General features: G+C 68.4%; 13 protein-coding genes and 1 pseudogene. All 14 read left to right on the top strand.

Translation table 11 applies throughout. The features are described 5' to 3' along the window. Positions 1–127: 127 nt before the first annotated feature. The 14 genes and pseudogenes from ACAM49_RS09960 (at position 128) to ACAM49_RS09895 (ending at position 12,862) form a co-directional block, all read left to right on the top strand. Positions 128–847, top strand: a complete 720-nt coding sequence (locus tag ACAM49_RS09960; RefSeq protein ID WP_369635172.1) for a hypothetical protein — start codon at positions 128–130, stop codon at positions 845–847. A 204-nt stretch (positions 848–1,051) separates the two neighbouring features. Continuing rightward, the gene (locus ACAM49_RS09955; protein ID WP_369635171.1) at positions 1,052–1,771 is read left to right on the top strand and encodes a hypothetical protein; all 720 of its coding nucleotides are present in this window, start codon (positions 1,052–1,054) and stop codon (positions 1,769–1,771) included. Between the two features lie 118 nt (positions 1,772–1,889). Beyond that, positions 1,890–2,462, top strand: coding sequence for a flavin reductase family protein (locus tag ACAM49_RS09950; RefSeq protein ID WP_369635170.1), 573 nt, complete (start codon positions 1,890–1,892; stop codon positions 2,460–2,462). 46 nt (positions 2,463–2,508) lie between these two features. Then, a complete protein-coding gene (locus ACAM49_RS09945) occupies positions 2,509–3,381 on the top strand; it encodes an amino acid ABC transporter permease (protein ID WP_369635169.1) in 873 nt (290 codons plus the stop codon). Further along, on the top strand, positions 3,378–4,142 hold the full coding sequence (locus tag ACAM49_RS09940; RefSeq protein WP_369635168.1) for an amino acid ABC transporter ATP-binding protein: 765 nt from the start codon (positions 3,378–3,380) through the stop codon (positions 4,140–4,142). Before ACAM49_RS09945 ends, ACAM49_RS09940 begins: the two co-directional genes overlap by 4 nt. Positions 4,143–4,170: 28 nt before the next feature. Then, a complete protein-coding gene (locus ACAM49_RS09935) occupies positions 4,171–5,157 on the top strand; it encodes an ABC transporter substrate-binding protein (RefSeq protein ID WP_369635167.1) in 987 nt (328 codons plus the stop codon). Next, positions 5,154–5,387: pseudogene (locus tag ACAM49_RS09930) on the top strand (GNAT family N-acetyltransferase); the annotation flags it as partial. The gene ACAM49_RS09935 and the pseudogene ACAM49_RS09930, both read left to right, overlap by 4 nt. Before the next feature lie 92 nt (positions 5,388–5,479). Next, positions 5,480–6,550 (top strand): LLM class flavin-dependent oxidoreductase, encoded by a 1,071-nt coding sequence (locus ACAM49_RS09925; RefSeq protein ID WP_369635166.1) that lies wholly within the window; start codon positions 5,480–5,482, stop codon positions 6,548–6,550. Beyond that, positions 6,547–8,163 carry an ABC transporter substrate-binding protein gene (locus ACAM49_RS09920; RefSeq protein ID WP_369635165.1) on the top strand — a complete coding sequence of 539 codons (1,617 nt, stop codon included), beginning with the start codon at positions 6,547–6,549 and terminating at the stop codon, positions 8,161–8,163. Before ACAM49_RS09925 ends, ACAM49_RS09920 begins: the two co-directional genes overlap by 4 nt. A 4-nt stretch (positions 8,164–8,167) precedes the next feature. Further along, positions 8,168–9,127: an ABC transporter permease gene (locus ACAM49_RS09915; RefSeq protein ID WP_369635164.1), complete on the top strand. Its 960-nt coding sequence runs from the start codon at positions 8,168–8,170 to the stop codon at positions 9,125–9,127. Next, positions 9,120–9,281: a hypothetical protein gene (locus tag ACAM49_RS09910; protein ID WP_157513862.1), complete on the top strand. Its 162-nt coding sequence runs from the start codon at positions 9,120–9,122 to the stop codon at positions 9,279–9,281. Before ACAM49_RS09915 ends, ACAM49_RS09910 begins: the two co-directional genes overlap by 8 nt. Beyond that, positions 9,274–10,164, top strand: coding sequence for an ABC transporter permease (locus ACAM49_RS09905; RefSeq protein ID WP_369635163.1), 891 nt, complete (start codon positions 9,274–9,276; stop codon positions 10,162–10,164). The genes ACAM49_RS09910 and ACAM49_RS09905 overlap by 8 nt, the downstream gene beginning before the upstream one ends. Beyond that, positions 10,161–11,786 (top strand): dipeptide ABC transporter ATP-binding protein, encoded by a 1,626-nt coding sequence (locus ACAM49_RS09900; RefSeq protein WP_369635162.1) that lies wholly within the window; start codon positions 10,161–10,163, stop codon positions 11,784–11,786. The genes ACAM49_RS09905 and ACAM49_RS09900 overlap by 4 nt, the downstream gene beginning before the upstream one ends. Further along, positions 11,786–12,862 (top strand): LLM class flavin-dependent oxidoreductase, encoded by a 1,077-nt coding sequence (locus ACAM49_RS09895; RefSeq protein ID WP_369635161.1) that lies wholly within the window; start codon positions 11,786–11,788, stop codon positions 12,860–12,862. The genes ACAM49_RS09900 and ACAM49_RS09895 overlap by 1 nt, the downstream gene beginning before the upstream one ends. The last annotated feature ends 3 nt before the right edge of the window (positions 12,863–12,865 follow it).

Below are 12,865 nucleotides of genomic sequence, written 5' to 3'. Positions count from 1 at the left end.
CCGGGTGGTGCCAGCCTGCCATATTGCGTTTGTAAGACCGGTTTCCATCACTGCGTCCCAGGGGATACACCTGACTTCGTTTCCCCTGGGGCGCATCTGCTCATCCGAGAAGGAAATCCCTGACACCATGCGTCTCAAGAAGTTTGCCGCGACCTCCGCGCTCGTGATCGCCGCCCTCGGCGTCTCCGCGGGCACCGTGAACGCGGCTCCGGCTGCCGAAGACAACGGCGCCATCAACTACACGATCACCACCACCGAGACCAACAGTGTCCTGCGCACCGACGCGGGCTCGCTGGTCGTGGAGAACGGCAACCTGGAGGTCAAGGCCGCCAACGGCAACGTCGTGGCCGGCATGCCGCTGTCGTTCAAGGTGGACGACTTCACCTTCCCGATCGCGGCGGACATCTCCGATCGCACCGCGACCCTCACCCCGCAGTTCGATATTGCCCATGCGAAGTACACCCCGGAGAACGTCAAGGACGTGGCGCTGCCTTACGAGGATCAGGCGCCGTGGAAGTCGGACTACGACCGTGAGCAGGCCGCCTGGAACCGCATGAAGGACAACATCTCGCTGGGCGCCACGATCGGCACCCTGGTCGGCGGTATCGGTGGCGCGGCCCTCGGCTGCGTCATCGGTGCTGGTGTCGCTTTCGCGGCGACCACCCCGCTGCTGCTGATGTTCGGTGCCGGCCCGCTCGGCGGCTGCCTTGTCGGCGCCAGCCTCGTCGGCTTCCTGGGCACCCTGGCCGGTCAGGTGTTCGTGACCGCGCCGGTCGCCATCGCGTCTGCGATCCAGTACTTCATCACCATCAACGGCCCGCACGTCACCGCTCCGGCGACGAAGTAAGGCCCACCGAAAGAGCAAGGGGCTCTATAGAATCAGCACTGCCTCATTGGGACGGACAGCCCGCTCGGCGAATAGTCGGGCGGGTTTTCCCAATCCTGAAGAGTTCACTGTTTCAGTACCTGCGTGACACGCGTCGTTCGCGTCGGCCCGATTCGATCATGCGGTCCATACCTGCGGACTGCTTGATGAGGAAACAAAAAACAAATGCGCTTCAAGTCTCTCGCCGCGACCGCGGCACTGGTGTCCGCTGCCATGGGCGTCACCGCCGGCACCGTGAACGCCGCGCCGGCCGCCACGGCTGACAACGGCTCCATCAACTACACCATTACCTCCTCCGAGACCAACAGTGTCCTGCGCACCGACGCGGGCTCGCTGGTCGTGGAGAACGGCAACCTGGAGGTCAAGGCCGCCAACGGCACCGTCGTGGCCGGCATGCCGCTGAAGTTCACGGTCGACGACTTCGAGTTCCCGATCGCGGCGGAGATCTCCGACCGCACCGCGACCCTGACGCCGCAGTTCGACATGGACCACGCGACCTACAAGCCGGTCGCCCAGGCGCAGGACATCAACCTGCCCTACGAGGACCAGGCGCCGTGGAAGTCGGACTACGACCGTGAGCAGGCCGCCTGGAACCGTATGAAGGACACCGTTTCCCTGGGCGCCACCATCGGCACCCTGGTCGGTGGCCTCGGTGGCGCGGCCCTCGGCTGCGTCATCGGTGCTGGTGTCGCTTTCGCGGCGACCACCCCGCTGCTGCTGATGTTCGGTGCCGGCCCGCTCGGCGGCTGCATCGTCGGAGCGAGCCTGACCGGCTTCCTGGGCACCATCGCGGGCAACATCCTCGTCACCGCGCCGGTCGCCATCGCCGCGGCGGTCAACTACTTCATCACCATCAACCAGCCGCACGTCGTCGCGCCGAAGTAACTCCGCGACAAGAGCACTGGGGACAGAGCCCCCGTCCAGCCACAGCCGGGCGGGGGCTCTTGCAATCGGTGTGATCGCAACCATGTCGGGCCGCGGCGCGCGGTGCTGCACTGGGTTGATGGGCGAGCTGACCACTGGGTCTTTGGGCCAGATAACCTCGATTCACGGCGCGGCTGCCGCGCTTGCTTCCGTTGATGGAGCCGATTTGCGGCGCACGTTCGCGCACTTCCCCAGTGGGGTGGTGGCGGTGTGTGCGCGGATCGGCGGGACGCCGTACGGGTTGGTGGCCAGTACTTTCGTGCCGGTTTCGCTGGATCCGCCGTTGGTGTCGATCTGCATTCAGTACTCCTCGGAGACTTGGCCCAAGCTGGAGACTGCGAGTCGGCTGGGGTTGAGTCTGCTCAGTAGCGAGCAGGAGCCGGCGGCGCGGGGGTTGAGTTCGCGGCGGGGGGATCGGTTCCGGAATGTGGAGTTGCGGTCCGGGCACGGGAACGCGGCGTTCGTGGCCGGAGCCACCGCTTGGCTGGAAACGTCTGTGTACGAGCAGGTTCCGGCGGGGGATCATGCGGTGGTGTTGCTGCGCGTGCATCGGGTGAGCGCCAGCGCCGAATCGGAGCCGCTGGTGTTCCATCGGAGTGATTTCCGCGCACTTTCCGGGAAATCCACTGCCGCTCAATTGAATTCAGCCTGATCGGGACCGGCGACAGTGCGGGGCCGGATTCGTATCGTCGGTGTTCATGAGCACCCTGGCGGTTCCCGCGCAGTCGGCGGCGACCGAACACGATGACGGCGACCTGCCGGTCGTCCGTACCCGCCACCCGTGGCGGTGGGTCACGGGGGCGGTCGCGCTGGTGGTGGTCGCGCAGTTCGCGCACGGCCTGATCACCAATCCGGGCTGGGACTGGGGCACTTTCGCGCAGTATTTCACCGCGGCGTCGGTGTTGTCGGCGCTGAAGGTGACCCTGGAGCTGACCTTCTGGGGCACCCTGCTGGGGTTCTTCCTCGGGATCTGGCTGGCGGTCGGGCGCCTGTCGAAGAATCCGGTGCTGCGGGCCATCGCGTGGACCTATGTCTGGGCGTTCCGGTCGATTCCGCTGATCGTGCAGCTGTTGTTCTGGTTCAACCTGGCGTATCTGTACAAGACGCTGTCGCTGGGGATTCCGTTCGGGCCGGAGTTCGCGCGTTTCGAGACCAATGGCGTGATCAGCGGATTCAGTGCCGCCGTCATCGGGCTGGCGCTGCATCAGGCGGCGTATTCGGCGGAGATCATTCGCGCCGGGGTCATTTCGGTGGACGAGGGGCAGTGGGAGGCCGCGCGTTCGCTGGGCCTGCCGTGGCGGCGTCAGTTCTTCACCATCGTGGCCCCGCAGGCCATGCGGGGAATTCTGCCGAATGCCGCCAATGAGGTGATCAGCCTGTTCAAGGGCACCTCGATCGTCTCGGTCATGGCGATCGCCGAGCTCTTCTATCAGGTGCAGGTGGTCTACGGCCGCAATGGCCGCGTGGTGCCGCTGCTCATGGTGGCGACGGTTTGGTACATCCTGCTGACCACCGTGCTGAGCATCATTCAGTTCTATATCGAGCGGCACTACTCCAAGGGAAACCGATGAGTGAATTCGCCATCGAATTGCGGGGCATACGAAAGTCGTTCGGCAAGAACGAAGTCCTGTCCGGCATCGATCTGACCGTGCGCACCGGTGAGGTCACCGTCATTCTGGGCCCGTCGGGTTCGGGCAAGTCGACCTTGCTGCGCACCATCAACCACCTCGAGCAGGTGGACGGCGGCACCGTGCGGGTGGGCGGCGAACTGGTCGGCTATCGCCGCAAGGGCGACAAGCTCTACGAGCTGCACGAGCGCGAGATCCTGCGGCAGCGGGCGCGCATCGGATTCGTCTTCCAGAATTTCAATCTCTTTCCGCACCTGACGGTTCGGGAGAATGTGGCGCTCGCCCCGGTGGCCGCCCAGCGCCGCTCCAAGGCCGAGGTGAACACCGAGGCGCTGGAGCTGCTGGCGCGGGTCGGCCTGGCCGATAAGGCCGACGAGTATCCGAGCCGGCTGTCCGGCGGCCAGCAGCAGCGGGTGGCGATCGCCCGCGCGCTGGCGCTGCGGCCCGAGGTGGTGCTGTTCGACGAGCCCACCTCCGCGCTGGATCCCGAACTGGTCGGCGAGGTCCTCGACGTCATCAAGGATCTCGCGCGCGGCGGCTCGACGCTGGTGGTCGTCACCCACGAAATCGGTTTCGCCCGCGAGGTGGCCGACACCGTGGTGCTCATGGACGCCGGCCGCATCGTCGAACAGGGACCGCCCGCGCAAGTGCTCGACAACCCGTCGCATTCGCGCACCAAAGCCTTTCTCGCACACGTGCTCTGACGCACTCCACTAGGTAAAGGAACCGCTCATGTCTCTGGCGAGGAGCCGTCGCAGACGGATCACCGCACTGGCCGCTCTCACCGTTCTCGGATTGTTCGCGAGCGCGTGTGGCGGCAATGGCGACGGCGGTACCTCCGAGACCCGGAGCGTGAACGGGCTGAGCTATGACCTGTCCCCGGAACAGTCCGGGCGGATCCACAGCCCCAAGGTGGATTCGATCGCGGCGCTGGTTCCCCAGGCCATTCGCGATCGCGGCACGCTGGTGGTGACCGGCACCGCGGGTTCGACGCCGCCGCTGGGCTTCTACGCCACCGACGATCGCACGGTCGTCGGTTCGGAGGTCGACTTCGGCATTCTGATCGGCGACATCCTGGGCCTGAAGGTGGAACGCCGCAACGGCGACTTCGCCCAGAACTTCGTGAAGATCGATTCCGGCGAGGCGGACCTGATGGTCAGCAATGCCACGGTCACCGAGGAGCGCAAGGAGAAGTACGACTTCGCCACCTACCGCCTGGACAATATCGCCCTCGAGGTGCCCGGGAACGCGAACTGGACCTACCAGGACCGGAAGTCGCTGGCGGGCAAGAAGATCGGCGTCACGGCGGGCACCAATCAGGAACAGCTGCTGGTCGCCTGGAACGACCAGAACGCGGCCGAGGGCCTGCCCAAGCTGGAACTCGCCTACTACCAGCAGGCGTCGGATTACTACCTGGCGCTGTCGTCGAACCGGATCGACGGGTACGTGGGCCCGAACCCGTCGGCCCAGTACCACTCCGCGACGACCGGCAACAAGGTGCTGACCACCTGGTCCGGTGCCGGTGACGCGCTGCAGGCCGAGATCGCCGCGATGACCCGCAAGGACAACGGCCTGATCGGCGCGGTGCAGCAGGCCATCCAGTACGCCATCGACCACGGCACCTACAAGCAGGTCCTCGACCGCTGGGGCCTGAGCGGCGAGTCCGTGTCGCAGTCGCGCATCAATCCGCCCGGGCTGCCCAAGAAGAAGAAGGGATGAGCGTGTCGCACAGCGTATTCCACGTCGCACAGCACGATCCGCTGGCCGCGCCGCTGCTGGCGGAGCTGGCCATCGAGTACAGCAGCCGTTACGGCCGTACCCCGGGTGAGGTGCACGCGGATCTGATCGGGTATTCGGCGAGCCATTTCGCGCCGCCGGACGGTGACCTGCTGGTCGTGGTGGAGGACGGAGAACCGGTGGCGGGCGGCGCCTTCCAGCGCTTCGACTCGGAAATCGGCTACACCGCGCTGCCACGGAACATCGTCAAGGAGGTCGGCCACGTGCATCCGTTCGGGAAGCTGGTCACCGAGGCGGTTCCGGCATGAAATTCCTGCTTCTGACGCTCATTACGCACACGCCCGATCCGGTCACCGGCACCACCGAGTCGCCGCGCCAGCGCCTGCGCCGGGTGGTCGACAGCGCCAAGCTGGCCGAGGAGCTCGGCTATGACGGTTTCGCGGTGGGGGAGCGGCACGAGGATCCGTTCATCTCCGCGGCCCCGCCGGTGGTGCTCAGCCATATCGCCGCCGTCACTTCGCGGCTGGCGTTGTTCACCGGTGTCACCACCTTGAGCCTGCTGGATCCGGTGCGCGCCTTCGAGGACTACTCGACGCTGGACAATCTCTCCGACGGCCGTCTCGAACTGATCATCGGCAAGGGCAATGGCGCGGCGCAGGCCAAGCTCTTCCACGTCACCACCGATGACCAGTGGGACCGCAATCGTGAAGGCTACGAACTGTTCCGCAAGCTGTGGGACAGCGACAGCGTCACCTGGGAGGGCCGGTTCCGGCCGTCGCTGACCGAGGCCAAGGCGCTGCCCCGGCCGCTGCAGCCGCGGCTGCGCATCTGGCACGGCAGCGCCACCAGCCGCGAGTCCGCGGATTACGCGGCACAGCACGGGGATCCGCTGTTCTCGGCGAATGTCACCTATCCCATCGATTCGTACGCCGAACTCATCGACCACTACCGGGAGCGCTGGGCCGAGTACGGTCACGATCCGGCGCAGGCGCTGGTGGGCGCGGGCACGGCGGGCTTCCTGGTGACCCGCACCTCGCAGGAGGCGTTGGACCTGTACCGCCCGATCTTCGAGGCCCGTCAGGCCGTGGCGCGAAAGTTCAACGTGCCCATCGTCTTCGAGTCCGTCGAGGACTTCGCCGCACGGTCCTCGGCCCTCATCGGCAGCCCGGAGCAGGTGCTGGACAAGGTGAGCCGCTACCACGAGCGATTCGGCCACGAGGTGGTCCACCTGAGCGCCGACGCCGACGGCCGCACCCAGGCCCAGCACTACGACAGCCTGGAGCTCTTCCAGGCCGAGGTCGCGCCCGAACTGCGCCGCCGCATTCCGAGCCGTCCGCTCGGAGCCGATCGCTACGACTTCGGAGATCCCCAATGAAGCGCACAGTCGCAATAACCGGCGCGGTCGCCGCCGCCTTCACCCTGGCCGCCTGCGGTGGCGGTGGTGACAATGGCGGCGGCAATGGCGAGCCCGCCGGTCCGCCCCAGGCGGGCGGCACCCTGCGCTACGGCCTGTCGGTAGCCCCGACCTGCTCGGATCCGGCACAGTCCTCCACGAACCAGACCATCTACGTGACCCGGCAGATCGTGGACTCGCTCGTCGACCAGGATCCGGAGACCGGACAGCTGAAGCCGTGGCTGGCCGACACCTGGACGGTCTCCCCGGACGCCAAGTCCTTCACCTTCCACCTGAAGGACGGCATCACCTTCAGCGACGGCACCCCGCTGACCGCGGACTCGGTGCGCAAGAACCTGGACTCCATCGTCGCCCTCGGCGGCGCCAAGGCCCCGCTGGGCGCGAGCTACCTGGCCGGATACGCGGGCAGCACGGTGCTGGACCCGCATACGGTGCGGGTGGACTTCTCCGGTCCGAACGCCCAGTTCCTGCAGGCGACCTCGACGCCGCAGCTGGGCATCCAGTCCGATGCCACGGTCGCGAAATCGGCCGACGAGCGCTGCCTCGGCACGAATATCGGCAGCGGCCCGTTCACCTACGCCGAATGGAAGCAGAACGCCTCCGCAACGCTGGTCAAGCGTTCCGGATACAGCTGGGGCTCCGCGGTTTTCGCGAGCCAGGGCGAGGCCAACCTGGACAAGATCGTGTTCACCGTGGTCCCCGAATCGGGTGTGCGCACCGGCAGCCTGTCCTCCGGCCAGCTCGACGCGATCAGTGACGCGCTGCCGCAGGACATCCCGCAGATCGAGTCCGGCGGCGGCCGCGTCCAGTTCACCGCCAATCCCGGTGTCCCGTTCGGCCTGCAGGTCAATGTGACCCGCGGCCCGCTGCGCGACCCGGCCGTGCGGGCCGCGCTGGTGCCCGCGATCAACCGCAAGGAACTCGTGGACACCGTGCTCGGTCCGCAGTTCAAGGTCGCCACCAGCGTTCTCGCCTCCAAAACGCCCGGCTACACCGATCTTTCGAGCCGGGTGACCTACGACCCGGACGCCGCCAAGAAGCTGCTCGACCAGGCGGGCTGGGTGCCCGGCCCGGACGGCATCCGGGTCAAGGACGGCCAGCGGCTGAGCGCGAGCGTCATCTTCGCGCCGGTGTTCGCGGGCAATCAGGCCATTCTCGAACTGACCCAGCAGCAGCTGAAGGCGGTCGGCTTCGATCTGCGCCTGGAGCCGCTGTCGGTGGCGGAATCGAATGTGCGCCAGAACAACAAGGACTTCGACTTCGACTACTACAACTCGACCCGCGCCGACGGCGACATCCTGCGCACCACCTTCGCGGTGAACCAGCGCAACCTGAACGCGCGCGGCGGGCCCGCCGAACCCCTGGACACCCTGCTCTCCCAGCAGCTCGCGGCCACCGATCCGGCGGCCCGCGCCAAGATCATCGGCGAGGCCCAGACCGCGGTGCTCGACCAGGGCCTGTGGATCCCGACCATCGAACTGTCGCAGGCCATCGGCGTCGGAAAGAACGTGGGCGGGGTGAAGTTCGAGGCCTCGGCCCGGCTCCAATTCCATGACACCTGGCTGAAGCGGTAATCCCATGGGCCGCTACGTGATCGGACGGGTGCTGCAGGCGGTGGGCGTGCTGTGGGCGGCGTTCTCGCTGTCGTTCGTGGTGCTCTACCTGCTGCCCGGCGACCCGGTGGACATGGCCGCCAACGCCGCCACCGGCACCCCCGTGGACGCGGCGGCCATTGCCGAGATGCGGGCCAGATACGGCCTGGATCAACCGCTCTGGGCGCAGTACTGGACGGCGCTCACCCACGCGGTGCGCGGCGATCTGGGCCATTCGATCTTCAGCGGCCAGACCGTCACCGGTGCGCTCGCCGACGCGCTGCCCTCCACCCTGGTGCTGGCCGGCTCCGGCCTGCTGCTGGCGGTGCTGGGCGGCACGGCGCTCGCGCTCGCCGCCGCCTACACCGAGCGGCCGTGGCTGCGCGGACTGCTGATCGCGCTGCCGCCGGTGGGGGCGTCCATGCCCGCCTTCTGGGTGGGATTGCTGCTGCTGCAGCTGTTCTCGTTCCGGCTGCGGCTGGTGCCGGCCATCGGCGGCACCGGATTCACCGGCACCATCCTGCCCGCGATCACCCTGGCCATTCCGGTCGGCGCGGTCATCGCCCAGGTGCTCTACAGCAGCCTGGTCACCACCTGGCGGCAGCCGTTCGCGGAGGTCGCCTTCGCCAAGGGCGCCTCGCGCTGGTGGGTGCAGCTGCGCCATGTGCTGCGCCCCGCCGCGACCCCGGCGCTGACGGTGGCCGGACTGTGGGTGGGCCAGGTGCTGGCGGGCTCGGTGGTCACCGAGACCGTCTACTCCCGGCCCGGACTCGGTCGGCTCACTCAGGAATCGGTGCTGCACCAGGACATTCCGGTGGTGCAGGGCGTCGTCGTCTTCGCCGCGCTGGTCTTCGTCACCGTCAACCTGCTCATCGATCTCGCCTACCCACTCTTGGATCCCCGTGTGGTGCACCGGGATTCGCGGAAGGAGCGCGCTCATGCCTGACGGCCTGCCCCGCCACCTGATCCGGAACCTGCGCGAGCGGCTCCGCGTCCCGTCCGGCCCGCGCTCCCAGCTGCGGGTCATCACCCTGACCCACCCGATGCTCGATCCCGGCTTCGCCTACTGGCCCGCCGACGACGAAGCCTCCGATGTCTGACACCGCGATCCTGGTTCGCGAACCCGATCGGGCACAGCGATTTTCGGTGCGCGACCGGTTCTCCGTGCGCGAGGCGGCGGCCTGGGCTCGCGGACGTGTCGGCTTGATCATCGCCGGAGCCGTCGTGCTGCTGGTGCTGGCCTGGGCCGTCGCGCCATCGCTCTTCGCCGGTCGCGACCCGCTGCGCGGCGTCCCGGCGCAGAAGCTGCGGGGCCCCGGTGCCGAGCACTGGTTCGGAACCGACAACCTCGGCCGGGACCTGTACACGCGCGTGGTGCACGGTACCGGTCTGTCGTTGAGCGCCACCGTCTTCGCCGTGCTGCTCGGGCTGGTCGTGGGCTCGCTGCTGGGACTGGTGTCGGGCGCGGCGGGCGGCGTGGTGGACACCGCGCTGATGCGGGTGGTGGATGTGCTGCTGTCCATCCCGGACCTGGTGGTCGCGCTCGCCATGATCACCGTGCTCGGCCTCGGTACCCGCAATGTGTCCATCGCCGTGGGTGTTTCGCTGATCGCCCGTTTCGCGCGGGTGATGCGCGGCGAGGTGCTGCGGGTGCGGCGCGCGCCCTATGTCGAGGCGGCCTTCGCCTCGGGCGTGCGCTGGCACACGGTGCTCTTCCGCCACGTCCTGCGCAATGCGTACGTGCCGGTGGCGGCGCTGGCGGCCGTCGACTTCGGTGTCGCGGTGCTGTTCGTGGCGACCCTGAGCTTCCTCGGCTACGGGGCGGTGCCGCCGACACCGGAATGGGGCTCGCTGGTCTCCGACGGCCGCGGCTTCCTGGCCACCGCCTGGTGGATGACCACGCTGCCGGGTCTGGTCATCGTCGTCCTGGTGCTGTCCACCCAGCGCATCGCGCGCGCCCTCCAGAAGGACGGGGTCCGATGACCGATCACCTGCTGAGCATTGAGGGGTTGCAGGTCGAATACCTGGGCAGCACCGGCACGACCGCCGCGGTTCAGGGTGTCTCGCTGACCGTCGAACGCGGCGAGACCGTGGCGCTGGTGGGCGAATCCGGTTCGGGCAAGTCCACTCTCGCGCATGCGGTGCTCGGGCTGCTCAATGGCGGCCGGATCACGGCGGGGGAGATCACCTTCGCCGGGGAGCGGATCGAGCACGCCGCGCGCCGGACCCTGCAGCGGATTCGCGGGGCGCGCATCGGACTGGTGCCGCAGGATCCGGGCACCTCGCTGAATCCGGTGCTGCGCATCGGCGATCAGGTGGCCGAGGTGCTGCGCATTCACGGCCGCGCCGACCGCCGCACGGCGCGGCTCGAGGCCGTCCGGATTCTGGAGCAGGCCGGGCTGGACCGCCCGGAGTTGCGGGCGCGGCAGTATCCCCAGGATCTGTCCGGCGGTCAGCGGCAGCGGGTGCTCATCGGGATCGCCCTGGCCTGCGGGCCGGAGCTGGTCATCGCCGATGAGCCGACCAGTGCGCTGGACGTCACCGTGCAGCGCCGCATTCTCGACCATCTGGCCCGGAGGACCGCGGAATCGGGGACGGCGGTGCTGCTCATCACCCACGACCTGGCGGTGGCGGCCGAGCGCGCGGACCGGATCGCGGTCATGCAGAACGGTGTGATCGTCGAAACCGGCACCGCGGCAGAGGTGCTCGGCAATCCGCAGCACGAATACACCAAACGCCTGATCGCCGCTGCTCCGAGCCTGGACCACCAGGAGCGGCCGCGGCCCGTCCGCGAGCACACGACCCCGTTGCTCTCGGCCACCGGACTCCGGAAGTCCTTCCGGGTCGCCAGGGATTTCACCGTCACCGCCGTGGACGATGTCTCGCTCAAGGTCCATCGTGGCGAAACCCTCGCCGTGGTGGGCGAATCCGGGTCCGGCAAGTCGACGACCGCCCGCATCCTCGCCCGTCTGGCCGAACCCGATTCGGGCACGGTGACTTTCGACGGCCAGGACATCACCGGACTGCGCGGCTCCGGACTGCGGGCCCTGCGTCGCCGGATCCAGGTCGTCTACCAGAACCCGTACGTCTCGCTGAACCCCAAGCTGACCATCGGCAAGATCGTCGCGGAACCCTTGCAGGCGTTCGGAATCGGTGATCGCCGATCTCGGCGGGTGACCGCCGGTGAGCTGCTGGAGCAGGTCGCACTGCCGCCCGCCTACCTCGATCGCCGCCCCGCCGAACTCTCCGGCGGTCAGCGGCAGCGCGTCGCCATCGCCCGCGCCCTGGCCCTGCGCCCGGAGCTCCTGGTCCTCGACGAACCGGTGTCGGCGCTGGACGTCTCGGTCCAGGCCCAGATCCTGGACCTGCTCGAACACCTGCAGGCCGAACTGGACCTGGCCTACCTGTTCATCTCCCACGATCTGGCGGTGGTCCGCCGCCTGGCCGATCGAGTCGCCGTCATGCGGCAGGGCTGTGTGGTCGAAACAGCGTCCACCGCAGAGCTTTTCGGTAATCCGCAGAACGACTACACCCGCGAGCTGCTCGCCGCGGTACCCCGGGCGGCCACGCCCGACCCCTCCCTCCCGCTCGAAAGGACAGCCTGATGCCGCATCCCTCTCCGCTGGTGCTGGGCCTGGAACTGTCCGGCACGGGCGCACATCCGGCCTCCTGGCGGCGTGCCGATTCCCGCGCCGAGGAACTCTTCGACGCTCGCTACTGGGTCGAGGCCCTGCGCCTCGCGGAGGACGCGGGAATCGATCTCGCCTTCCTGCCCGATGCCTTCACCCTGCAATCGGCCGGTGCGCTCGGCCGCTTGGACGCGGTGGCGGTGGCCGCGCGGGCCGCCGCCGAGACCCGCCGCATCGGCCTGGTCCCGCAGGCCTCGGTCACCCACACCGAGCCCTTCCACCTCTCCAAGGCCATTGCCAGCCTGGACTTCGCCAGCGCGGGCCGGGCGGGCTGGGAGGTCACCGTCTCGGCCGGGGAATCGGCCCTGTTCGGCCGGAAACCCGAGCAGGACGATCGATCCCGCTGGCACGAGGCCGACGAGGCGGTGGAGGTGGTGACCCGGCTGTGGGACAGCTGGGAGGACGACGCCGAGATCCGCGACCGGGCGACCGGCCGCTTCATCGACCGCGACAAGTTGCACTACATCGATTTCGCCGGTGAGCACTTTTCGGTGAAGGGACCCTCGATCACGCCGCGCCCGCCGCAGGGGCAACCGCTGGTCGCGGTGCGCGCCACCGACCCGCACTCGGCCCGCGTGGCCGTGCACCGCGCCGATCTGATCCGCATCACCGCAAAGGATCTCGCGTCCGCCGCCGCTGTCCGCACCGAATTTCGCGCCGCCATCGCGGCGGCCGGGCGCGATCCGGACCGAGTCTCGGTGCTGCTCGACCTCGACATCCACCTGGCCGGAACGGTGGACGCGGCCGCCGCCGAGGTGGCCCAGCTCGAGGACTGGATCGCGACACCCGCCCCGGCCACGGTCTTCCACATCGGCACCCCCGCCGAACTGCGCGACATCCTGCACCGCGTCGAAGTCGACGGCGCCGCGGACGGTGTGGTGCTGCGTCCGCTGGCCCTGGCCGCCGCGCTGCGGCAGCTGCCCGCCCTCACCCCGACCCTGCGTGCGCGGCTGGGCCTGCCGCGACCGGTCAGCCGCTACGCCGACGCCTAGGAG

The sequence above is a fragment of the Nocardia sp. JMUB6875 genome, from assembly GCF_041154655.1.
Classification (GTDB): domain Bacteria; phylum Actinomycetota; class Actinomycetes; order Mycobacteriales; family Mycobacteriaceae; genus Nocardia.
This window is presented reverse-complemented; position numbering and strand designations above follow the sequence as displayed.

Coding starts and splice junctions, on each gene's coding strand:
- ACAM49_RS09960 (WP_369635172.1), top strand. CDS start 128: ATGCGTCTCAAGAAGTTTGCCGCGACCTCCGCGCTCGTGATCGCCGCC.
- ACAM49_RS09955 (WP_369635171.1), top strand. CDS start 1,052: ATGCGCTTCAAGTCTCTCGCCGCGACCGCGGCACTGGTGTCCGCTGCC.
- ACAM49_RS09950 (WP_369635170.1), top strand. CDS start 1,890: ATGGGCGAGCTGACCACTGGGTCTTTGGGCCAGATAACCTCGATTCAC.
- ACAM49_RS09945 (WP_369635169.1), top strand. CDS start 2,509: ATGAGCACCCTGGCGGTTCCCGCGCAGTCGGCGGCGACCGAACACGAT.
- ACAM49_RS09940 (WP_369635168.1), top strand. CDS start 3,378: ATGAGTGAATTCGCCATCGAATTGCGGGGCATACGAAAGTCGTTCGGC.
- ACAM49_RS09935 (WP_369635167.1), top strand. CDS start 4,171: ATGTCTCTGGCGAGGAGCCGTCGCAGACGGATCACCGCACTGGCCGCT.
- ACAM49_RS09925 (WP_369635166.1), top strand. CDS start 5,480: ATGAAATTCCTGCTTCTGACGCTCATTACGCACACGCCCGATCCGGTC.
- ACAM49_RS09920 (WP_369635165.1), top strand. CDS start 6,547: ATGAAGCGCACAGTCGCAATAACCGGCGCGGTCGCCGCCGCCTTCACC.
- ACAM49_RS09915 (WP_369635164.1), top strand. CDS start 8,168: ATGGGCCGCTACGTGATCGGACGGGTGCTGCAGGCGGTGGGCGTGCTG.
- ACAM49_RS09910 (WP_157513862.1), top strand. CDS start 9,120: ATGCCTGACGGCCTGCCCCGCCACCTGATCCGGAACCTGCGCGAGCGG.
- ACAM49_RS09905 (WP_369635163.1), top strand. CDS start 9,274: ATGTCTGACACCGCGATCCTGGTTCGCGAACCCGATCGGGCACAGCGA.
- ACAM49_RS09900 (WP_369635162.1), top strand. CDS start 10,161: ATGACCGATCACCTGCTGAGCATTGAGGGGTTGCAGGTCGAATACCTG.
- ACAM49_RS09895 (WP_369635161.1), top strand. CDS start 11,786: ATGCCGCATCCCTCTCCGCTGGTGCTGGGCCTGGAACTGTCCGGCACG.